At 52.7% G+C, this 22,060-nt stretch carries 21 protein-coding genes; all 21 read right to left on the reverse strand.

Going from position 1 to position 22,060, the window contains the following annotated elements; all coding sequences use genetic code 11:
• Positions 1-2: 2 nt before the first annotated feature.
• Positions 3-1,280: a glycosyltransferase gene (locus IPM58_17830; protein ID MBK9308900.1), complete on the reverse strand. Its 1,278-nt coding sequence runs from the start codon at positions 1,278-1,280 to the stop codon at positions 3-5.
• The gene (locus IPM58_17835; GenBank protein MBK9308901.1) at positions 1,277-2,911 is read right to left on the reverse strand and encodes a hypothetical protein; all 1,635 of its coding nucleotides are present in this window, start codon (positions 2,909-2,911) and stop codon (positions 1,277-1,279) included. Before IPM58_17835 ends, IPM58_17830 begins: the two co-directional genes overlap by 4 nt.
• A complete protein-coding gene (locus tag IPM58_17840) occupies positions 2,908-4,383 on the reverse strand; it encodes a hypothetical protein (protein ID MBK9308902.1) in 1,476 nt (491 codons plus the stop codon). Before IPM58_17840 ends, IPM58_17835 begins: the two co-directional genes overlap by 4 nt.
• 70 nt (positions 4,384-4,453) lie before the next feature.
• Positions 4,454-5,641: an ABC transporter ATP-binding protein gene (locus tag IPM58_17845; GenBank protein ID MBK9308903.1), complete on the reverse strand. Its 1,188-nt coding sequence runs from the start codon at positions 5,639-5,641 to the stop codon at positions 4,454-4,456.
• 178 nt (positions 5,642-5,819) lie between these two features.
• On the reverse strand, positions 5,820-6,641 hold the full coding sequence (locus tag IPM58_17850; protein MBK9308904.1) for an ABC transporter permease: 822 nt from the start codon (positions 6,639-6,641) through the stop codon (positions 5,820-5,822).
• A 129-nt stretch (positions 6,642-6,770) separates the two neighbouring features.
• Positions 6,771-7,403 carry an adenylyl-sulfate kinase gene (cysC, locus tag IPM58_17855; GenBank protein ID MBK9308905.1) on the reverse strand — a complete coding sequence of 211 codons (633 nt, stop codon included), beginning with the start codon at positions 7,401-7,403 and terminating at the stop codon, positions 6,771-6,773.
• A gap of 163 nt (positions 7,404-7,566) precedes the next feature.
• On the reverse strand, positions 7,567-8,505 hold the full coding sequence (locus IPM58_17860) for an NAD(P)-dependent oxidoreductase (GenBank protein ID MBK9308906.1): 939 nt from the start codon (positions 8,503-8,505) through the stop codon (positions 7,567-7,569).
• Between the two features lie 42 nt (positions 8,506-8,547).
• Positions 8,548-9,249 carry a nucleotidyltransferase family protein gene (locus IPM58_17865; protein ID MBK9308907.1) on the reverse strand — a complete coding sequence of 234 codons (702 nt, stop codon included), beginning with the start codon at positions 9,247-9,249 and terminating at the stop codon, positions 8,548-8,550.
• Between the two features lie 7 nt (positions 9,250-9,256).
• Positions 9,257-10,411, reverse strand: a complete 1,155-nt coding sequence (locus tag IPM58_17870; GenBank protein ID MBK9308908.1) for a DegT/DnrJ/EryC1/StrS aminotransferase family protein — start codon at positions 10,409-10,411, stop codon at positions 9,257-9,259.
• Between the two features lie 81 nt (positions 10,412-10,492).
• On the reverse strand, positions 10,493-11,029 hold the full coding sequence (locus IPM58_17875; GenBank protein MBK9308909.1) for a hypothetical protein: 537 nt from the start codon (positions 11,027-11,029) through the stop codon (positions 10,493-10,495).
• An 8-nt stretch (positions 11,030-11,037) separates the two neighbouring features.
• Positions 11,038-11,637 carry a hypothetical protein gene (locus IPM58_17880; GenBank protein MBK9308910.1) on the reverse strand — a complete coding sequence of 200 codons (600 nt, stop codon included), beginning with the start codon at positions 11,635-11,637 and terminating at the stop codon, positions 11,038-11,040.
• Between the two features lie 99 nt (positions 11,638-11,736).
• Positions 11,737-12,702, reverse strand: a complete 966-nt coding sequence (locus tag IPM58_17885) for a GDP-L-fucose synthase (GenBank protein MBK9308911.1) — start codon at positions 12,700-12,702, stop codon at positions 11,737-11,739.
• Positions 12,703-12,709: 7 nt separating this feature from the next.
• Positions 12,710-13,711 (reverse strand): kinase, encoded by a 1,002-nt coding sequence (locus IPM58_17890; GenBank protein MBK9308912.1) that lies wholly within the window; start codon positions 13,709-13,711, stop codon positions 12,710-12,712.
• 48 nt (positions 13,712-13,759) lie between these two features.
• A complete protein-coding gene (locus tag IPM58_17895) occupies positions 13,760-15,286 on the reverse strand; it encodes a B12-binding domain-containing radical SAM protein (GenBank protein ID MBK9308913.1) in 1,527 nt (508 codons plus the stop codon).
• Positions 15,287-15,453: 167 nt separating this feature from the next.
• Complete coding sequence (locus IPM58_17900) at positions 15,454-16,401, reverse strand: glycosyltransferase (protein ID MBK9308914.1); 948 nt, start codon at positions 16,399-16,401, stop codon at positions 15,454-15,456.
• Between the two features lie 134 nt (positions 16,402-16,535).
• Complete coding sequence (locus tag IPM58_17905; GenBank protein MBK9308915.1) at positions 16,536-18,047, reverse strand: hypothetical protein; 1,512 nt, start codon at positions 18,045-18,047, stop codon at positions 16,536-16,538.
• Between the two features lie 12 nt (positions 18,048-18,059).
• Positions 18,060-18,536 carry an NUDIX domain-containing protein gene (locus IPM58_17910; GenBank protein ID MBK9308916.1) on the reverse strand — a complete coding sequence of 159 codons (477 nt, stop codon included), beginning with the start codon at positions 18,534-18,536 and terminating at the stop codon, positions 18,060-18,062.
• Positions 18,537-18,661: 125 nt separating this feature from the next.
• A complete protein-coding gene (locus IPM58_17915; protein ID MBK9308917.1) occupies positions 18,662-19,198 on the reverse strand; it encodes a UpxY family transcription antiterminator in 537 nt (178 codons plus the stop codon).
• 51 nt (positions 19,199-19,249) lie between these two features.
• Positions 19,250-19,837 (reverse strand): winged helix-turn-helix transcriptional regulator, encoded by a 588-nt coding sequence (locus IPM58_17920; GenBank protein ID MBK9308918.1) that lies wholly within the window; start codon positions 19,835-19,837, stop codon positions 19,250-19,252.
• Positions 19,838-19,942: 105 nt separating this feature from the next.
• The gene (locus IPM58_17925; protein ID MBK9308919.1) at positions 19,943-20,962 is read right to left on the reverse strand and encodes a glycosyltransferase family 9 protein; all 1,020 of its coding nucleotides are present in this window, start codon (positions 20,960-20,962) and stop codon (positions 19,943-19,945) included.
• Positions 20,959-22,047 carry a lipopolysaccharide heptosyltransferase II gene (gene waaF / locus IPM58_17930; GenBank protein ID MBK9308920.1) on the reverse strand — a complete coding sequence of 363 codons (1,089 nt, stop codon included), beginning with the start codon at positions 22,045-22,047 and terminating at the stop codon, positions 20,959-20,961. Before waaF ends, IPM58_17925 begins: the two co-directional genes overlap by 4 nt.
• Positions 22,048-22,060 lie beyond the last annotated feature (13 nt).

The raw sequence follows: 22,060 nt of genomic DNA on the forward strand, positions 1-22,060 counted from the left end.
GTCTATCCACGAGATACAACGTGAACTTTTTCCAAAATCTCCTCGTAGCTTTGAGAAACAAGCAGGTCGGGGTGGACCCTTCCCTCATCCGTCGACAGGTCGAGATGGCCGATGCGCGTCGGCACCGCATAATATTCATCCTTAAATTTAACCAGGTTGTATTTCTTTACGGAGCACAAGAGAGTTGGGGCATCGGCCGCCACTTCGGGATTGATTCGATGCGGCGTGACATAATCTTGGACCATGGCTCGAAGTCGTCCTGTAATGCGTTGCCCAAGAAGGGCGACAATGCCTTTGCGGATGGGTTTCCATAGATGGTCTTCACAATACCGCCCCATAATTTCTCTCGCCAGCGACATCCATAGCGACCCTACCACCCATGGGGAATAACCACCATGTCCAGTCAAGCGTGCATACCGCATTTCCAGCTCAGACCCAATGCGCCGATCCTGCATCCGCAACGCCCAGATTGTTGGATTTTCACGCAGAGGTTGAAATCGACCCGTCGAAAATGCCTCAACCGCCGTCAGCGCATGGCCATCGACATGTGGATAGGCCTTTTCCAGTAGCTGTTTTAGCGATGCCTTCTGACCATTCGTACCGATGGGATCCGGGTGCGCGAAATGCCAGAGCGCCACTGATGGGTCGTGCCAGAGCTCAGGCCATCCGGCATTGACGAGGCGCCAGCCCAAATCATAGGGCCCGCACAGATACCCCTTATAACTGGGATGCTCATCAAAGCCTCCAAATCGAATCGCATCGGCTCGGCGCACGGTCATACACGCGCCTTCGTTCACAATGAGCGGCCACCATTTCCACCGTGTCTGGTCCTTGAGCGTCTCGGTGTCGGCCAGGTCCTCGGGATAGAGCAGGGACGTGCGCCATTCATAGTGCATGAGCACCAGCGGCACAGCCGATCTCTCGCCCTCCATCTGAAATGATCGAAAGACCGACCGAACAAAATCAGGCGGAAACACCGCGTCGCTATCGCAGATACAGATCAATTCACCGCGTGCATGCAACAGTCCCGCGTTATAGCCCCTGTGCTTGTGATAGATACCTTGCTGATTGCACGTAATAACGACGTCCGCCTTCTTGAGAACTTCGTCGACGACACGGTCGTAGACTTCCACCCAGATGAGCTCATACTGACCCTTCGGCACATCCTGTTGCAGCAACCAGTCCAGAGTGGTGAATCGTTCGCGACAGCTCCAGTCTAACAGAATAATGGACAAGCGCGGGGAAGTTGGTGCTGCATTCTTATGAAGGACGGCCGTCATGACCTATTTTTTTGCTGATTGACCAAACCAGCAAATCCCATTTTCTCAAGTACACCGCCAAATGCTCGACCCGGGTTATTCGTATGTTTTTTCAAATCCTTGCCACGCTTACCCAGTCGTCCCATTGCCAGACGAAGGATCTCCATCTTAACATCGCTGATGCTGACGCCTGACACACAACTTCCCCTTCTCTTCAAGTCTTCGATTGCTGGCTCGATAAGAGTCCTGATATCTATCGAGCCTAATGCTTGATCGAAACCATAAAAACTACCGTTGTGACGAACGACGTTGAATCCGCAATAACCTTCGACGACCAATTCTGTTCCAGGAACTTCCGGGCGTGCCTCCGCAAGAGTAGCCGCTGCGTCGCTATGGATCACAGCATCAACGGCGTCGCGCAAGCTCATGAACCCCTCTTGCCCAGACGAGAAGAGCTTGGCCTCCTCCGCAGACATGACGTTCACACCTTGTCGGACTGGAAAATACTTCCCCGCAATCTCAGCAATGTTCCAGCCCAGCAGGCCTTCACGGACTAATCGCGGAGTGTAGAGAACATTTGGAGACAGCTCTTTTACGACCAAAGGGCGTCGCCGAAGTTCCTTGGCCTTCGAAGAAATCCTCGAACCGTAGGCATATCCGAGACTTTGCATAAAATCCTGCGGCAGGGAGTTGAGCAGTGTGAGATGGCGCTCTTCTAAGCACTCCATGTGACGACCAATCCGCCCTTTGGAGAATGTGGCGCTAGCCGGATCGTAAAGCCGCGAACCATATTCCTGTGGGCTTCCGCCAATGTGGAGTTTCAGCTGCATGGCCCATATCGTGTCTAGCTGCTCGGTATCACTTCCGCCCCCACGTTCGCCCACTAAGTCCTCGTAACTCACTGGAATCACGTTGCTGAAATTCAACCAGCCGGCATATCTGTTGATTCGGTCGCGGATGGTGCCCATCACAGTGCTATCCGCAATCAGCCGATCAAGTTGCTGGGAACTGTCCGCACAGCAATTTAGATACCCGGAGAACGCATGCTCAGGCTTAACAAACCAATCCCGCTCCGAAACAACAATATCGAGCGGATTACGGTATACAAAAATCGCCGGTGATCGAAACAACAATTGACGCCCCATCGGATCGAACCAATCATCACGCATAAACTCTCGGCACGGAGCGTGATAGTGATACCCGACAGGAGTAGACCAGGTACCTGGCTGTGGTGCACGTTCCGGCGACCGGCTCACCCCCATTAAATCAAGCAGCCGGATTACCATGTGGGTTCCAGCTTTGGGGATGGAAAGGAGGAATACCGTGCGTTTACTGCAATGATGGTCAGTAATCGGAGCGATGGCGGCGATATTTCCGTCGATGCAGGCATGGAGCACGCGTGAAACATCCCCGCCGTTTCCACCGGTCACAAGAACTAGATCTGCATCAGCAATATCTAGCCGCTGAAATGTCGCCAACTGCCCTTCACTCCATGAGATTCCACTTTCATGAAAGATATCGGCCAATTCGTGGCCACAGGGCTTCGGCCCAATCACCATGGCTTTGCGAGCACCCAGCTCGAAAGCACGTTCAAGCGGCTTTCTCATTGCCCCACCGGTACCCGGTTCAAAAAAGTCCAAATGCCGGTTCACGCCTTGGTCGTCCTTACGATCGCTTGAAGAGCTTCATCATATGTTCGTGAAACCAGAATCTTCGGCGGGAGTGTGGACCTATCAAGCTTGCCCAAATCCATGGGACCCAGCGATTGGGGGACAGAATAATGGTGCCCTCCCAAATAGACAATGTTGTATCCAGCAGTACTCCCCACGAGCCGAGGAGGAGCGGATGTCGCGTTAGACTCCGTCACTGCAGAGAACAAAGCTTCAGAACGATCCCCAAGCCATTCGGAAAATACCCTACTGTAACGCGCTCGGAAATTCATGAGCGGCCCATCGTTACCTGCTGCCACAGTTTTAGCAACCTCCTGCAACTCCTGAAGGTACCTAAAAACAACCTCAGAGACGGGCGCCATACGGGCCATAAATCCTGACTCTAATCTTTCATCCCTCATGGTCGACTTCTCAATCTCGACTGCACCTTGACGAGGATAGTGCTTGAATTTGAAACGGGGAGACGGAGTAAAGTTCGTCTTATTAAATGCGAACGTTATCAAGTCGTCGTCCAGATTCTCTGCGTACGGCTGCCCTCGCCTAATGTGCTCCTCGATCAGCAGTTGGTCTGGGGTATAGTCACTCTCCCTAAAATAAGCAATCGGATCATAACCAAATCGTTGCAAGTATTCCCCGAAACCAGCGTCCTCAAATAATTTGAGGTGGGTATTGGTAATATTGAACTGCCAATCGTACAACAAACCACGACGAAAACTATGCCTGTGATAGCGAGTCAGATTGCGATGATCCAACTCGCTCCAGACCCGGGCGGCGTATTCCGCACTGGCTGGTTCACCGGTCGCCAGTGCAATGCGTTGAATTTCCTCGGTCGGGTTTTGAATTAAATCTTCCCAGCGCATCACATGATCAAATCGGTCGGAAACTGGAACGAATTCGTCCAGGTATTTCTTGAGAAAGACAATCAGTCCGGAAATAAACTCCGGGTTGGTGAGTTTATTCAGCGCAAGCTCGCGTCGAATCAGGTGCTCGTCCAGCTTCAGCTCGCGCTGAATGTATTCGCTCGCCAGAGCATTGATGGAGAAAACGGAGGAATGGATAATATCGATCGGATTACGGATCGAGGCAAACTTCCTGAATTCTGAATAGTCGGACATTGCCGGCCAGCGCGCCGGGTGGCTGTGCGAATGAATAATCTCGTCGAAAGCCAGCACCCATCGCGGCAAATACAGCAGGAACGTGAAATCCCCTACCCCTTTGATGCCGAGGTACTTGCGAACACAGACGGTAGCTTCATCTTCAGTAGAAATCCATTTCGGGCCTCCCACGAGAATCGAGAATTCCTTATTGAAGAATAGCCTATCCTCGCCGACCTGTGTGCAAAACCAGTCTCGTACCGCAGCATCTAGATATTCTCCCGCAATGGCGATATAAGGATCGGCTATTTCCTGGGCGCGCGGCTTGACGTTGCCACGGTCACGATAGAGAAGCGACAACACTGAGAGCAGGAGAGTGAATCCTCCTCGTGGAGGTCCTACGACAAGAAATCGAGGATTGGTTGATAGATTACTCATGATGGTTCGGATTGAAAATCACCTCACATTTGAACGGAAGATCAAAAAACCCCGTTGTCTTGCCCCGAGGCGCTACCGAAAGATGGGCTGCTGCTCTCCTATTATCCAAGAAAGTCCATGTCCCGTTGATTATCTCTCCAATGCCAAAGTTTATGAAATAATCGCCTCCGCAAAGAGCAGGCCGCATGGAGACTGCATATACCCACGTTTCGCCACCCCCTGTTTCAGGCAGAGCAACCTCACGCATTGCGGTGTTTGATCCGGTTATAACAATTCCCTCCGGGCTAACGATAGCCCAGCCAAGTTCAGGCCGTGCAATTTTTCTTGTGAATCGAACCTTCAGATAGATCGTTATCTCTTCATCGCCTGATAGAAGGTCGAAATCCGAGAGGCCATCAGTGGTAATAAGGAAATCCACGATCTCGGCTTCGCGATTACCCATACGCCGTTCGTGTGAATTGTAATATTGAAACTTACTACAGAGAGGGTCTTGGCCCCCATTCAAGAATTCTTGGAGCGCAATGTCATTAGTTGAATTGCGAGCATGGATATGTGCCGTCTGCTTCTGTTCCGACGCTAACACCTTCGTCTCGATTTTTCCGGTTTGGCCTGATCCGTAGAGGAGGTCTTGATAGACAGCTATAACGGCGTCCACGGAATCATGAACAACAATCCTACCGCTGTCGAGTAACAGCGCCGTGTTGCAGTTGCGTTGGATAGCTTCGGTGCTGTGGCTCACAAAGAGGATACAGACGCCCCTGTCGCGCAGGGTGCGGATCCGGTTGTAGCACTTTTCCTGGAACTTTGCATCCCCTACGCCAAGTATTTCATCAACAATCAGCACATCAGGATTGACGTGAATCGCGCTGGCGAAGGCGACACGAGCAAACATCCCGGAAGAATAGACTTTCATCGGTTGATCAAAAAATTCCCCGATATCGGCGAAGGCTTCTATTTCCGGTAGCCTACCAAGCATGTCACTGCGGGACAACCCCAAGATCGCTCCACTCAGCAGCACATTGTCTCGGCCAGTGAATTCAGGATTGAATCCTGCACCTAGTTCAAGCAGTGCAGAAATGCGCCCATTGACGCGAACTTCTCCGACAGTGGGCTGCATGACGGAACAAATGATTTGGAGAAGCGTTGACTTTCCCGAACCATTTCGCCCCATGATGCCCACAGCTTCGCCCCTATAGACATCGAATGATACGTCTCGCAATGCCCAAAACTCATGATGATACTGCTTACGAAATGGGTGTAACGCCTCCCACAGGCGCTCTTTCGGAGAGGCGAAGAGCCTGAATTTCTTGGCAACGTTTTGAACGGCAATAACGGGAGGAAGCCGCATGGGGGAATAGCTATATCACGTCGGCGAATTCAGGTTTCAATCGGACAAAGACATAGGCGCCGGCCAGAAACGTGGCCATCACGACACACCAAAAATAGGCGGTATGCGCCGCGCTCGGCCACACGATTTCACTGAAGACCAAAAGGCCTCGATACCCTTCGATTATGTAATACATCGGATTGAAGAACAACAGCCCACGATACCCTTCAGGCATCATGTCGGGCGCCCATACAATCGGCGTGGACCAGAACAACAAATTGAGCACGATGGATAACGCATGCGAGACATCGCGATAGAACACCTGTATCGCAGACAGTAACCAACCGAGTCCGACGAGTAAGACACAGGTGCAGAGAAGAAAATAGACGACCAGCAATCGGTCGGCCGAGAACGGCACTTGGTACCAGGTCAACAAGCCCGCCACAATGAGCAGAAAGATCGAATGAGGAACCAGTCCGGCCGTGATATTGACGATCGGAAGTATCTCCGATGGGAAGACCGTCTTCTTTATTAGATGAGCATGACGGGTGATCGAGTCGGTCGCAGCCAACAGCGTTTCGTTGAAAAAGAGCCACGGCACCAATCCACACACAAACCAGAGCAAGAAGGGAGTGCCATCTGGCCCCTGCGATCTGAACCCGACCGCAAATACAAAATAGAAGACAGTGATCACTGCTAGCGGATGCGCAAACGTCCAGAGAATCCCGCCCAATGTTCCGACGTATCGACTCTGTAATTCTCGAACCGCAAGGGCAAAGATCATGGTCTGATGACGATGGAGATTGCGCAACAGTTGGGCGATTGGCGTCATCGTGGTTCCTACTGCAGACATGACCCTTATCTTATCGCGAAGGCCTGGCCACCATAAGTTGGGCTTTTGTTGTCACCGGGATCCATATGGCGACCGATGTCATGCGGAGACCTAATCTGCCTTTTCGAAACGTGCGGCAGCCTCTCTTGCTCATCTTGAAGCCAGTGGCAATTGACAGATACCGCGCTTCGTTATTCCTACAATAATTTGCTGTACGCAGACACCTACCTCCGCAACTCCGCTGTCAACGGTGATCTCGGGATCGTACGGAACTTCATACGGAGATGAGATCCCCGTAAATTCAGCAATTTGACCTAGACGAGCCTTTCGATAAAGCCCCTTCGGATCACGCCCTTCGCAGACTTCGATCGATGCATTGCAATACACCTCAATGAAGTCTCCAAATCCTACTAATCCGCGAACCTTTTCACGATCTGCACGATAGGGGGAAATAAAGGCCGTGAGCACAATAGTACCGGTTTCCATAAATAATTTTGCTACTTCGCCAACCCGACGAATATTTTCCCGGCGATCTTGCGGGGAAAAGCCAAGATCGCGACATAAACCGTGGCGGAAATGGTCTCCATCCAGCACGACAGTCTGGAAGCCGCACCCGTGAAGTACTTCCTCGACCGAATAGGCCAGTGTTGATTTGCCGGATCCGGACAATCCGGTCAACCATACGATTACTCCTCGATGCCCGTTTCTGGATTCCCGATGAGCCCTCATGAGGGACACAGGATGCCGAACAACATTGGGCACATCCTTAGATTGCATGCTCATGGCTGAGACTATCGCCCACCACTCCTCCTGTGGTCGAACCCGAGATACCATAACGCCGGTGGCCGTTGAGAGCTTCGACCTCCATGAAAATACCAACCTTCAATCATGCTAGTGCATGCTTAGTCATTACTACTTATAAATAATGCTCTTAAGAGCTGCTCGATCACACATTCCCATAGCGCGTGTTCTTGAGCATCGTATATCCCTTGATCAAGTCGCTGATTCCCGCGTCAAGCGAGTACATCGGCTTGAACCCAGTGGCTTCGATTTTGGCGTTGGACACGATATAGTTACGCTGATCCGGATCTTTACCGACCGGGGCATCAAGGAACACGAAGTCAGGCACCTGCTTCTGGATGTGTTCGCACAACTCTCGCTTCGACACATTGGCATCAGACAGTCCGACGTTGTAGATCTGGCCTTTCATCTTGTCGAAGTTTGAAATGGCATGTTGGAACACACGCGAGACGTCTCGCACATGGACGTAATTGCGTTTGAAGGAACTTTCAAACAACACCACAAAGCGATCATAGACAGCCCGGTACGTAAAATCGTTCACCAGCAAATCGATCCGCATGCGTGGCGACATCCCGAACACCGTGGCCAGACGAAAACTGATCGCGTTCTCCCGCTTCATCAGTTCTTTCTCGATTCCGACTTTTTCCTTCGCATAGATTGAAATTGGATTGAGCGGCGACTCCTCGGTACAGAAGTTATTTTCATCGCCGGTGCCGTAGGCGCTGTTGGTGGTGGGCATCAGGACCATCTGCTGCTTGGACAGCAGCTTCAGCATCAGAATGATGGCGTCATGGTTGACGGTGGTCGCGCCCACCGGGTCCTGGCTGCACATCGGCGCCCCCACCAGCGCGGCCAACGGAATCACGATATCGGCCTTTTTGATCAACGGAGCCATGACACTTTCGATGCGGATATCCCCTCGCACAACAGAAAAGTTGGAATGGTGGCACAGATGGTTGAGGCTGGACTGCTTGTACATGAAGCTGTCCAACACCGTCACCTTGTGGCCGAGCTGAAGAAGATCTGGGACCATGGTAGAGCCAAGATAACCCGCACCGCCCGTGACAAGGATGTTGAAATTCATGAATGTGTCCTTTTCTGCTGATTGAACCGTGATCGTACAAGCCTAGCCAGCTAGCAGGGTGGCGGCTCGATGATAGTCGTCAGGCACTCCGATGTCGATAAACGTCTCCGTGAATTCGAGCCCAAATAACCGCTGGCCGGCGGCAAAACCGGCAGGGAATACGTCGTCTTCCAACGACAGCTTGACACCCACGCGCCAAACCCCTGACAGGACGCGTGGATGTACCCAATAGACTCCCCCGTTGGCAAGGCGAGGCCCTTGCTCTACGCCAGACTTCAACGACGTGATCCGTCCCTCAGACGACAGCTCGATGCCCATGTACCGCCCCTGCTCACTCGTTCTGAACAACGATAAGCACCAGTCTGCGTCATGTTCCATGGCATAGGCATTCAACACACTCCAGTCCACCCCGAAGTAGGTGTCTCCATTCAGAAGCAAAAACGGTTCGCGAAGGCCGGTTTTCTCTGCGGCAAGCAGAAACGCACCGCCAGTCCCTAATGGTTGTTCCTCAATAGCGTACTCTAGGTCCACACCGTTGTATCGAGGCCCGAAATGCTCCGTGATAGCTTTATGTCGGTACCCAACAGACAACACGAATCGGCTCACGCCCTGGCTGATCCAATAATCGAGTTGATATTCAAGAAATGGGCGTCCGCTGATCGGAGCCATGGGCTTCGGAAGGTCGGGCACAGCACTGCGCAACCTGGTCCCGAGCCCGCCGGCAAGAATCACGGCCGAGGGCATGACAGTCTCACGCGGAGTTTAGTACCTTGCACAACTCATCGATCTCCTCATCATGCAGATCCGGATAGTTTCCGATGTAGAAACCATAAAAGTGCACGCGCTCGGTTTCCGGAAACTGCAGATGGTGATCATTCGGCACAACGCCTTTTAGATACGGCTGGCGAATTTGATTACCACCACCCGCACTCCCACGTCGAAACTCGATGCCCGCCTCGCGCATTACTCTCATGAGGCGCTCAACCAATGCGTTGTCCGGACGTGTCAGGATGAGATTGAAGGCGTAATTACTTGACCCTTCAACCTTGAAATCGGTGCGGTATCGATCGGCATCAAGCTGCCGCAGAAATCGCAAGAGGTTTTCCGTCCGACGCTTTACGTTACGATCCAGACGCTTCAGTTGGCTTCGACCCAGGATGCCGCCGATCTCTGTATTCCTAGTGTTATAGGCTGGAAATGCAAAAATGAAATCAGGATTCAATTCTGGATTAGCAGATCGGTAGGCCGCTTGGACCGCCGGATCGTTGGCCTCCCGAACCATGCCATGAGACCGCAGCATACGGACCTGCTGATACACCTCCTGATCATTCGTGCAGATCATACCCCCCTCAATTGTGCTCATATGGTGCGCGTAGTAAAAGGAAAAATTCGAGATCCATCCAAAACTTCCCAGCTTCCGGCCATGGTGCGTGGCCCCATGGGACTCGCACACGTCCTCGATCAGTGGAACACGCCGCTGCTGCAACTCGTTCAATAGCCGGTCCTCCAGCCCATTAAAGCCTTGCACATGGGTCAAGAAGACTGCGCGGGTCCGTTCCGTGATCGCGGCGCAAATCTTGTCCGGATCCATCCCCAGAGTTCGAGGATCGATATCAACAAAGACCGGCGTGAACCCATTCTGCAAGACCGATGCGATATCGGAGACCCATGCTAACGGCGGCACGATCACCTCCCCACCCTCGGGGTAACGGATTTTTAGGACGGCCATCGTCAAGAGATTCGCCGAGGCTCCGGAATTGACGAAGACACTGTGCGTCACTCCCAGCCACGCCGACCATTCAGCCTCAAACGCCCGCACATTCGAGCCGTGCGTCAGGATCGGATCTTCCTGTTTGAGATGCTCGATCACCGCATCCAGATCTTCACGAAGGATATTGTTGCGCATCAGTGGATATTTCATAGACACCTAATCACACCCCTCAAGGGCATTCCGATACAGATTGCACCGCTCCGCAACTGGACGTCGCTACTTCTCGCTGTAATAGTCACCATACTCGACGATGATGGTACTGTGCCCATCATCGCGCGACAGCGCCCACTCATAGGCTGGGAAGATATCTTTTGGTTCTTCCAGCTTGATGATTTCTATCGTGCTACACATCATACGAAGCGCTTCTGTAAAGTCTCCCACATGCTGATGCTGTGGATGGAGCGGACGCTGAGATCCGATTCCTGTCCGGATAATGGTCTTGGTCTTGTACCCCCCGTTGGACATCACCTGAATTTTATCCAGGTGATTGACCAACTGATTGATCGCCAAGAGCAAGAAATTCCAGCGCGGGAAAATACTCACAGGAACGCGTCCGGTGAGCGCGAGGCCGATCGTCATTCCCATCTGCATTTCCTCGGCAACCGGAAGCTCGATTAAACGATCAGCCGGCACCTCTTTAAGCGTGTTGCTCATGGCGGTACCCGCAACGGAGACCGCTTGCCCGAGAAAGAGTGTTCGTGGGTCCTGCGCCAGGAAATTCATCGACCGTTTCAGCTCGTCAAAATATTTCATGGCTCACCTTAGAACTGAACCCGTACGCCGGCACCGGCATGCGGATACTTGGTTTCGTAGCGATAGTAGCTGATGTACTCATCGGCCGCGCCCTCGAAGCTCAACCGGGGCTGATTCCAGACCTCTCTGGTATCGGTGCAGACGGACTTCGCGTTATCCTCAATGACAAAGTGGATCGGCAAACGGTGGTTTCGACTATACTTGATCGATTCGTGAGCGATGCCCGTCTCAGCCGTCATATCGCCCATGAAACAGTAAACTTTGGCATCCTCACCCCGCCGTTGGATGGACAGCGCTGCTCCGACAGCGATCGGCAGCACACCACCGACAATGGCAGAAGAAAAAACACGCTGCTCCGGAAAGCATAGTGAGATGGAGCGTCCAGCCAAAATTTCACCTCGCACACGATCTTTCGGTACTCCCTTTAACAAGCATTGATAATGAGAGCGCCATGAGCAGAATACCCAGTCCTGCGTTCGGACCTTGTGGAACACTTGAATGATTGCCTCTTCATTCCCATAATACAAATGAATAGGCGCACGAATTTTCCCCGCATTGAACAACACGGCAATTTCTTCTTCAAATGCGATCAATTCATCTTTGGTCATTTCCCCATCCTTTTCGTACTGCACACGTGTGCGCAACTCGTCCCACCGTGGACTATCTCGCTGTGCAACACAGACGGCACCCTACCCATTCGACTACCTTCAAGCCTCGTGTACGGATGCAGTCGCCGTGTCGACATGATCCACATACCACTGATAGGTCTCCGCCAGACCCTGACCAAGCTCGACTTGAGGCTTCCATCCAATCGACTGAATTCGTGCACTATCCAGCAGTTTCCTAGGCGCACCGTCCGGCTTGGTCAGGTCCCATCTTAGTTCTCCTCGATACCCGACGACATCAGCTATTAACTCTGCCAGCTCTTTAATGGATATATCATTCCCAACCCCAAGATTGAGAGGAAGCTCGAGGGCAAGATTATCCTCTTTCAACAGAAGCACACATGCCGTCGCAATATCGTCTGCATGGATGAACTCCCGTCTCGGCATACCGCTTCCCCATAGCGTGACTGATTCAGCACCGGTCACCTTGGCCTGATGAAAACGCGCCAGAAGTGCCGACAGCACATGAGCTGAGCTTGGGTCAAAATTGTCGTACGGCCCATAGGCACTATTCGGGATCACCGGAATGAAACGGGTTGCATGGTCCTGCTTGTTATACGCCAGACACAGATACGTCCCTGCGAGCTTCGAAATCGCGTACGGCAAGCTCGTCGGTTCAGGCTTGCCCGACAAGAGCGCATGTTCAGCCATCGGCTGAGGGCATTCTCTAGGATACATGCAGGAAGAGCCGAAAAGAATCAGCCGCTGCACCCCGACCCGACGCGCAGCCATCAGCACATTGAGCTGTATGGCCATATTCTCATCCATGAAATCGGCGGGACATGTCTGATTTTCCATTATTCCACCGACTCGTCCAGCAGCGAGAATCACGTACGCCGGATTAATCTTTTTGAAGAACGCTGAGACCTGTTTGCCGTCCTGCAGATCTAATTCACTTCGCTGTCTGGTGATCGGAGTGCGGTACCCATCCCGCTCCAACCGCCGAACGACCGCCGAGCCGATAAGCCCGGCATGGCCTGCAACATAGATGGTGGCATCCCGCTGCATCATTCCTTCAGGAAAGACCATTGGGTTGGTATAACACGACGCGACTGCCTGAGTTTTCAAATCGGAATGGCACATGTACCAGATGCTTCAAACGTTCCTGAACTTTTGCTTGTAGCTCAGGCCTCACAAACAGGAGGAGAAAGCCGCCGCCACCTGCTCCGAGAATCTTCCCACCCAAGGCTCCCACTCTCATCGCTTCTTCATAGAGCGCGTCGATTGCCGGTGTCGATACTCTGTCAGAGAGACTGCGTTTACAGAGCCAGCTCTGATGCAGCAACCTGCCGACTTCCTCGATCGGTATCTTGGGGTTCTGAAGGATCATGATGGCTTCGTCAACCATCTCTTTCATGCGATGAAGCTCTGCCTCCCGACTCTTGAAGTTATCGATCTTTGATTTGGCAACCTCCGATGCGATTCGTGAGAATCCGGTAAAACACAGCATGAGATGTGATTGAAAATCATGCAACCGGTCTTTCGCTAAGACGATAGGCGAGACCTGGAAGGTATCGTTCCGCTTGAAGTCGATTCGATTGAATCCTCCGAATGCAGCTGAGATCTGATCCTGCGACCCGACATTCTCCTTGATGATGTGCTGCTCCATATTGATCGCTTGGTTAGCAAGCTCGTCTTTCGGAATGTATCTGCCCCGCAACGCGGCTAACGCATGAATCAACCCAACCGTAAACGACGAACTTGATCCGAGGCCCGATCGTGCAGGCAAATCGCCGTCGTGATGAATCTCAAGCCCCTGATCATCGCACCCTGCCCACGCAAGAATGGCGCGGACGGCCGGGTGCTTGATCTCCTCGACACGACGCACATTCTCGATAATCGAATAGACGATGCGGTGCTTGTGTTCAAAAAAAGGTGGGAGGTACCGGCAGCTGATATGGCAATATTTATCGATCGAGGTCGCCAACACAACTCCGCCATGCTCCTGATACCAAGCCGGATAGTCGGTACCGCCGCCGAAAAATGAAATACGGAATGGTGTTCGCGTGATGATCATGCTGGAAGATCCTGCGTTTTCTTCATACACATGGGCATGGCATATGAATCAATCGCCGAGCAGTTTCCGACGTAACCGCACCTTGGCCATAGCTTCGACGTTTGCCCGCTCGTTCTCTCCAAACTTCGTTTCGACCAATTTCAGGTATGCAGGATTCGAAAAGTACTGCTGCCATGCCTCATCTCGAAACTTCAGCACCTCCGTCGCCGTGACGTGTTTTGTCGGAAGAGGCTGACTATCGTACGACAGGAAGGCGTACCCGCTGTAGCTCTCCGGCAGCTTCCAACCCTGTTGTTTGGCCATGTGGTACATCGGACTTCCCGGCAAAGCTTGACAGGGATACATATTGGCCATTTCCGTATTCAGTTCAAGCGCTAAATCCGATGTCTCCCTCATCGTCTCCAGCGTATCGTCTGGAAATCCAAAAATGTAGTTACTGATGATGTTCATCCCCTCGGCTCGAACCTTATCGCACACCGCCCGGATATTGACTTCTTGGAAAGATCCCTTCGAGACCTCTTGCCGCACCGTTTGGTTGCCGGCTTCAATTCCAAGCGCCAGCCAATTGATGCCGGCTCGCCTAAACAGGTCGATATATTCATGGCGTACCGTATCGACTCTGGCATAGGCCCACATCCGCAAAGCCAAATTGCGCTGGATAACGTCCTGTAACAAAGGCTCGTAGTACTTCCGATTCAAGAAGAACATTTCGTCGCTGATGCGGATAGTTTCCACCCCCATTTCCGCCAGCTTCTCCAGCTCTCCGGCAATGAGCTTCGCACTCCAGAAACGCATACCACGTGACTGCGCCGCATCAACCGAACTACCATTATCGACACGGTTGAGGATATTGATCATGCAGAAATCACAGGCAAACGTGCATCCCAAGGATGTGTAGATCGCGGCGAAGGGCGTGCGCTTCTCATGATCGAACTCAGCATGCCAAAAATGCGCCCGATACAAATCCAGCGGCCGTGACCGATATGGCAAAAGATCCCATGCGTAGCCCGGCATATCGGTGTCCATCCGATCTTGCGGTACAACCGATTGCGGCTCATTCAAGACCACTCGACACGATCCTCCGGAATCCCGTGTCTTGTACCCAATTCCCTTCACAACCTCCAGCCGGGACTGGAGGTCAGTCTGCAAAAGATTCTGCAACGCATACACGCCTTCGTTAAGAAGCACGAAATCGACAAACGGAAGCTGCAGAACCTCGATCGGCAAGGCGCTGATATGAGACCCGACGAAACAAACGGGAACGTTCGGATGCTGCTGCTTCAGTTCGGCTGCAAGTGCGCTGGCCCCGATCATGCCGGTCGTCCCAGAATTAGGATTTTGCCCGTACACCACGAACACGACGAGACGAGGACTTTCACCTTGAATCCGAGTCACAGCTTCGGACAGCGATAATTTCTCCGCGTCACAATCTAGAATCATCACGCCAAAACCCCTTGCGCGACATGATTGTGCGAGCAAGAGAGCCCATGTGGGTGGCTCAATCGCCGAATAAGTCTTTGCCAACCCTTGATAGGCCTGTAACGACGAATCGGCGTTGACAAAGAGCACATCCAACCGCTTAGTCGGCAGGCGTGATATAGCCATCGCTACCCTTCTCGCTCATTCACTTGTATCAGAATGTTTCTCATCTGGACCGTTTAGCCATCATGCCAAGCTGACCATACAACTGCAATCTTGAAAGTATGCCGGACTCCCCGATGCTGCTGGTCCCTTACTTAGGATCAGCACTTTATACGCCCTTTGAGTTTCATCACGAGCGTATACGGATCGCTGCGGAGCAGGCGAGACCGAAGTAATCGATGGCGCCACATGTTCCTCCGTAACGAGCGGAGTTCGTGTGGCTGAATTTGACCAACCACCTGCAGCCTACCATTCCGAAATCGATGCGCCACTCGTCCACTAAGGACGCTCTGACCGTACTCTTTTATGGCGTTTCTGTAGGCAGCTTCCGCCGGTTTCTCCACTGTACTCAAGCGCCGACTCCGTTGATCGTGATGTGTTCGGCCGAAATTGGCGACCGCTGGGATAAAATACGGACTATACCCCTCCGTAAAAAACCGATACAAAAACCCGAGATGCGGGCACGTACGAAGCCAACCTTCCGATTGTGCATCAGGGAACCACCTTCTGATCACATCACTTCTCACACAATAGTTGCCTTCGGGTAATGGAAATCCGCTCACAAGCCAAAAAGCCAGAAAGTCTTGTTTCTGCGGAGGGGGATCCAAAAACAACTCTTGAAAGCAAACATTCAGGAGATCACCCTCCTCAGACATGGTCTGGGCAAATCCCCATACCAACGAGACCTCTTCATCCTTATCCAGGACTTCCACGCATTTCCTAAACCAGTTTGGATCAAGAAAGCCATCCGAGACACAACACTGGACGATGTATTGACCTCTCGCCATCGATAAAGCTTTCTGATAGGCCTCAACAACGTGATCATCCCGTTCAGACACCCAGCGGAGATGAGGAAACTCTTTGAGGATCTTCACCGTCTCATCCGTCGATCCCCCATCGACGACGATGTGTTCAACGCCTCGGAATGTCTGCGCTGCGACACTTTCGATCGTTTGCCTCAAAAATCGTCCATGATTGAGCGACGGTGTCACAACCGAGACCACCGGCTGCATTACCTCTTGTCGCCTCTCGCCAACTTTGGCATCCATGATCGTCTAGGAATGTAGAGACATCTCTACAAATTCTTAGAATTCAATTCTTTGACTCTGTTGGTCGACAATGTTTCCACAATCAACTTCCATGATTTGAGACACGGCCGACGGACATCCGTCGCCAGACAGTTTCACTGGGGAGAACCCGTTCCATATTCGGAACAAGTCTTGGTCTCCTGATAAACCCTACCCGCCACGGGGCGAACCTGACGAATCCACTCTTTTGCCATGACATACTGCATAAACACCATGGTGAGCCCCGAGATCACCAATGCGACCATCGCTTCGGCTTCCGATACTTCACCGAACCCGACACCCATCGCACGTCCTAATAAGTACAGCGGAACAGCTAAGGCTATCGCATACCTGATCCGACGAACCGGCCACACGACGGGTAAGGCACGCCAACTGATGGGAACAACCGCCGCAAGTGCCACCACCGCAGCTACCAAGAGCGCCACTGCCGTTCCAAGCAGCGGCTCGTGAGAAGCCAAAAAGTACACGAGCGTCGGGGCAACAAGCGCGCCAAGCGCGACGGGCAGGACATTAACCGTCATGTCGACTTTGGCCAATCCAAGGTGATGGAGCGTCGAGGAGATCGCACGAAAGGTCTCGGTTAAGGCAGGCCATACGAGAATCGATGCAATCGCTTGGAACTGTTCACCCAACAGGAGCTTCACCAGAAATGTTGCATTCCCAATCAAGAAGGCACCAAACAAAATGACGGCGGGAATGTAGGCTGCCGCATAATCGTTCCATGCGCGAGCCATCCCTTCCCTGTCTTGACCTTTGAGTGCGCGAAACAGTGTCGGACTGTAAAATTCGTTAAATAGGTTTTCAAACGTCTGCATGGGTACCGAACAAATCATGTATCCGGCTGCAAACAATCCAACAGTCGTAATGTCTGCCACCCAACTGAGCACAAACCGATAACTTTGCGTCTGGACCCAGAAAAACAAAAATGCGACCGCCTGCGGTGCCACAAAGACCAATAGCGTGCTCCAATCGAATGGGAGCACGCCAGGCAGGTGAGGCCTCCCTGGCAGAACATGTTCTCTGGCATACCGATCCAAAATGACATACGAAAGGGACGAGAGAAGAAACCCGCAAAAAATCCCAAGCAACCATATCTCCGGACTTGGCTCCTGCCTTGACCACCACATGGCCAGGAGAAGTCCTCCCCAAGCCGCAAGGTTGACGAACAAAATATAGAGAAATCGATGCCCTATGAGATTCAGCCCAGAACTCCCCATCGTATGCAGCGCGAAACCAATTGTAAAGAGCACGACCAATCCCGCAACCCAGACCGGAGCCATTCCTGAGACTACCATCAATTGAGTTTGAATGGCCCAGGCCATCGAACCAGATAGCAACGCAACGGCTAATATAATGAGCAGATAGGAACCCAACCTGCGACATAATATTCCAGCGTCCATCCACTCCAGACATCCACGACCAATATAGGCCGTCACGGGCATCAACAATGCCGACGTCCCTAAGATGGCAAGGCTCATCAGCTGATTCATACTTCCGACCTCGCCAGGTGACAGCATCGTCGTGGCCGTCCTGATGGTGATGAGCCCAGCGAGGACTTGGAGGCCTCGTCCAAGTCCGAGAATCATGATGTCACGGAATGGTGTCATGATGCGTCAATCCTATCGCAGGACTCCGCTCCGCGCCTCAAGTGCGTCGGCAATTGGTTGCCGTGCCGGGGGCACAATCTCCTCGGGCAATTGAGATGCGCTGAAGAAGCGCACCTCTTCACTCTCGGGACTGCACATGATTTGACCAGACAACACCCGTGCCCCCACGACAACATCGATCAGTTGAACCACATCGCCGTTATCTGGATAGGTCACAATCCGGCCGTTGGGATCTGAATACACGCCGATCAGATGTGTGACTTCCACGGTGAGACCAGTCTCCTCAAGCACCTCTCGCACGGCCGCATCAATAAGCGACTCTCCAGGCTCTACCTTTCCTCCGGGTAATCCCCACCATCCACAATCACGACGCCTTTCTAAGAGCATGGCGCCTTCTGCTCCTTCGACAATTACTCCGACGCCCACGCGTACCCGCATCCCCGTCACAACAGTACTTCCATACATCGAGCGAATCTCGACCTTGTTCATACGTGTGGCCCCGACATGTATACTCTTAAGGAATTAACCAATTCGGCAGCCTCCCCGTAGCAGGCAACGGGAGAAATCTCTTGATTTGGAAGGTTAGGATATCGCCCAGTCCGACGACAGACTGTTCACGCTGGCACCACATCATTCACATTGATCTCGACCACTGCTGCCTGCTCAATCAGTCGAACACCAATGACAAGCCGATGTCGCTTCTCTTTCCGGAGCAGAATTCCTTCAACACCCTGCAAGGGACCACGTATCACTTCCACCTTCGTCCCTTCATGAAGGTATGGATGGGGATCATACGGAAGCACGCTGGTTATGAGACGGCGCAACGCATCGATCTCTTGTTCCGGAATCGCCTCAGGCCGATTTGCACTGCCCACGATTTCAACAACACCGGTGACCTTTTGCACCGGCGCCTTTTCTCGCTCAGCAAACCGCACGAAACAATAACCGGAAAATAAGGGAACCTCGATTTCCTTTCTTCGATCCTTCCATTGGCTCAACCGCTTGACGGTCGGGAGCAACGGCTCGATTCCCTGCTTGTCGAGTTGATCTCGCACCAGTTTTTCGTGACGTGACCTCGTACGCACCGCGTACCAGTGAAGGCTTTCTATCTCGATGCGTGCCTTATCCTGATCCCCGCTGTCGTCGGACACAGCTTCGCCCTCTCACTTACAGTCAGGAAAAAACACTGCGCGCTCGCGCCTCTACTCCGATGGACCCAGCACGAGAATCTTCGTATCCGGAACACATCGACGGCCTAGCTCTGCCTGGTACCGTGAACTTTCTTCTAAGTCTGCCACCAGCACGGTATCAAATTCCCACTGATCTAAGGCCTTCGATCGCCGAACCGGATAGGAAAGAAACGACTCCTGTTGCCCATCATCGACAAACCCGACTAACGTCAACTGCATTTCACGAAGGGCAAGATATGCCATCTCGGCCAACTCACCGGTCCCATAGATGACCACCCGTTTCATCCCTTGTTGCGCAGCAAGTGAGAGCGTTGCCCGGAGCTGTGCCCGCATCTCTCGATAGTGGGATAATGAGTGTTGCATCGAGAGATAGGCGAGCCTCGATTTTTCGGCACCCCCCTGCGGCGTCAACACATATCGAACCCGTTGAGACGGAATGGCGGTGATTTTGATGTATCCTTTCCTGGCAAGTCGCTTGAGATAGAGATTGGTCAAACCAAGAGCAACCCCTAGCTTCATAGCTAAGAACCGTTGAGTTACCGCCCCATCGCGTTCAACTTCGGTCAGTAAAAGAAGGTCTCGTTTACCTTGTAGATTCATGCAGTTATGGATTGACCTTAAACGTTCAGAATATGAACATATAAAATGAAAGGAGTCAAGCACAATACCGATGCATCTGCCCTTCAAGCTCGTTACAGATCCTTCCTAAACGTGCAGAATAGTAAACGCCGAGGAAGGTTCTAGCGCCTGGCCGATGGCTGCGACCACCTTCTCTATCGTAATCCGATCGAGGCAATCCCAGTAGGGACAGATCGCTCCCAGGCATTTATCACAGGTAGGGACGTCCGGCCGCAGCAAGATTCCCGGACCAAGAGGTTTCCATCTCACTGGTAAATTGTTTCGCCGAGGATCAAATAGGCTGACTGTTGGGATCTTGAGCGCTGCCGCTATATGAGCCGGCCCCGTAGCTCCGGATACCACCACGTGCGCATTCGCAATGACGGCCATGAGTTCACGGATAGAAAGTTGCCCCATGCAGTTGATGGCCCCTGCAGGAAGTAGTGCGGTAGATGGTGCATCCTGTTCGAATTGGCTCCGTTCAGTTTGACTCCCGGTCAACATCACACCGTAACCAGCACGTCCGAGTTCGACCACGAGATCCCGATAGTGCCTTGGCCTCCAGCGACGTGCGGAGAGGCCCCCTGGGTGAACAACGATACGCGGGCTCGACACAGCCGTCCAGCGTAACGCCCCCGCCTCTCGCTCCTGATCTGTGAGAACCAGAGTGGGAGGATGAACCTTCCCAGGATGCAACTGCAGTCCGCTGAGCATCTCCACATTGTATTCCGATTCATGCTTGGAGAATTCACTGCGGTGTTCGTACACGCGTCGATTGGCCAGTAGGCTATACCATCGATACCCGGTGGCCACGCGCACTGGAACTCGAGCCAGCCAGGCAGCCCACATCAAGCGATGAAAGGGTTTCAGAAAGATCGCCGTGTCGACTCCCCCGGAAAACGCACGACGCAATTCGCTCAAGGGAGCCGTGAAACGAATCGTTCGAACATAGTCGACATCTGGATGAAATTCCAAGAGAGGGGCGACTGTCGGGCTGGTGAGAAATCCTATTGTGACACCCGGCAGAAGGCTTCGGAGCTGTGTCGCAACAGGGAGGGAAAGGAGCACATCTCCAATACCATCTGGCCGGACTATCAGCACGTTCATGGAGATGGTCCATGGGCCGCTAACAGCGGTCGTACCGCATCCGCCACGTGAGCCGGTGTGATGAGCGTAAGACACTCCATCTCCGGATCGTGACGGCAGACACGACTAAAGCATGGGCTGCAAGAGACTCGCCCCGTGAGCACATGATGGCCTTTCCCATACGGACCAGTCCGAGTCGCACTGGTCGGCCCAAATATCGCGACCACCGGTATCCCACATGCTGCAGCGATGTGCATGGGTCCTGAATCATTAGTGATCAGGACCGTCGCCTTTGAGAGCAGAGCCGGCAAACACCTCAACGGGATCTGACCACTCAAATCAATACATGGTCGTTTCATCAACTCACGAAGCCTCTCGACAGACGGCTGGTCATCTGAGCTTCCTATGAGAACCATCGGATCACGATATGATTCATATACCAAATCCGCAGCAGCAGAAAAAGACGTGAGCGGCCAACGCTTAGTCGGCCAGCGCGCCCCGACATTCATAGCAACCCAGGGTCTCTCGATGGAAAGGTGATTGCGTTCAAATAACCCTCGAACAACTTCGAGATCTTCATCCAATACTTTAAAGGCAAACCGTGGCCTCTTAGGCACGACTATCCCCAAAGCCGCAGCAACGAGAAGGTATCGGTCAACAGCATGGACATCCGGATTGAGAACAGGTACACGATGCGTATAGAACCACGGACTCCCTTCCCGTCCATTGGCAAACCCAATACGCAACGGGGCCCCGCTCACGTAAGCGAGAACCGCACTACGAAACAGTCCCTGCAAATCAATGGCGAGATCAAATCCCTCCGTTTGGAGCGCCCGTCCTTGCTTCACCCAACTCCATGCGGTTGGATCAACCGGCCACACACGATCAACCCCTTCAACACGCTCGACGAGGTCGGCCCACTGACGCTTAACGAACCAGGTAATATGTGATCCCGGCCATTGCGCCTTGATGACCGACACCACAGGAAGCGTGTGAACGATATCCCCCAACGAGCTGGGTTTGATCAGAAGTATACGGCTGCGATCCGAAACTGACGAGGAGGCACCATCGAGTGAAGTTACAGATGATACCGGAGGATCTTGCACGGAGCCTATCCCT

This window comes from Nitrospira sp., from assembly GCA_016715825.1.
Taxonomy (GTDB): Bacteria; Nitrospirota; Nitrospiria; order Nitrospirales; family Nitrospiraceae; genus Nitrospira_D.

Excerpts from the sequence above, each read along its gene's own strand:
- IPM58_17850 (MBK9308904.1), bottom strand. The coding sequence starts at position 6,641 with ATGTCTGCAGTAGGAACCACGATGACGCCAATCGCCCAACTGTTGCGC.
- IPM58_17875 (MBK9308909.1), bottom strand. The coding sequence starts at position 11,029 with ATGAAATATTTTGACGAGCTGAAACGGTCGATGAATTTCCTGGCGCAG.
- IPM58_17830 (MBK9308900.1), bottom strand. The coding sequence starts at position 1,280 with ATGACGGCCGTCCTTCATAAGAATGCAGCACCAACTTCCCCGCGCTTG.
- IPM58_17890 (MBK9308912.1), bottom strand. The coding sequence starts at position 13,711 with ATGATCATCACGCGAACACCATTCCGTATTTCATTTTTCGGCGGCGGT.
- cysC (MBK9308905.1), bottom strand. The coding sequence starts at position 7,403 with ATGAGCATGCAATCTAAGGATGTGCCCAATGTTGTTCGGCATCCTGTG.
- IPM58_17910 (MBK9308916.1), bottom strand. The coding sequence starts at position 18,536 with ATGAACAAGGTCGAGATTCGCTCGATGTATGGAAGTACTGTTGTGACG.
- IPM58_17860 (MBK9308906.1), bottom strand. The coding sequence starts at position 8,505 with ATGAATTTCAACATCCTTGTCACGGGCGGTGCGGGTTATCTTGGCTCT.
- IPM58_17865 (MBK9308907.1), bottom strand. The coding sequence starts at position 9,249 with ATGCCCTCGGCCGTGATTCTTGCCGGCGGGCTCGGGACCAGGTTGCGC.
- IPM58_17905 (MBK9308915.1), bottom strand. The coding sequence starts at position 18,047 with ATGACACCATTCCGTGACATCATGATTCTCGGACTTGGACGAGGCCTC.
- IPM58_17925 (MBK9308919.1), bottom strand. The coding sequence starts at position 20,962 with ATGAACGTGCTGATAGTCCGGCCAGATGGTATTGGAGATGTGCTCCTT.
- IPM58_17870 (MBK9308908.1), bottom strand. The coding sequence starts at position 10,411 with ATGCGCAACAATATCCTTCGTGAAGATCTGGATGCGGTGATCGAGCAT.
- IPM58_17880 (MBK9308910.1), bottom strand. The coding sequence starts at position 11,637 with ATGACCAAAGATGAATTGATCGCATTTGAAGAAGAAATTGCCGTGTTG.
- IPM58_17900 (MBK9308914.1), bottom strand. The coding sequence starts at position 16,401 with ATGGATGCCAAAGTTGGCGAGAGGCGACAAGAGGTAATGCAGCCGGTG.
- IPM58_17885 (MBK9308911.1), bottom strand. The coding sequence starts at position 12,702 with ATGCAGCGGGATGCCACCATCTATGTTGCAGGCCATGCCGGGCTTATC.
- IPM58_17920 (MBK9308918.1), bottom strand. The coding sequence starts at position 19,837 with ATGAATCTACAAGGTAAACGAGACCTTCTTTTACTGACCGAAGTTGAA.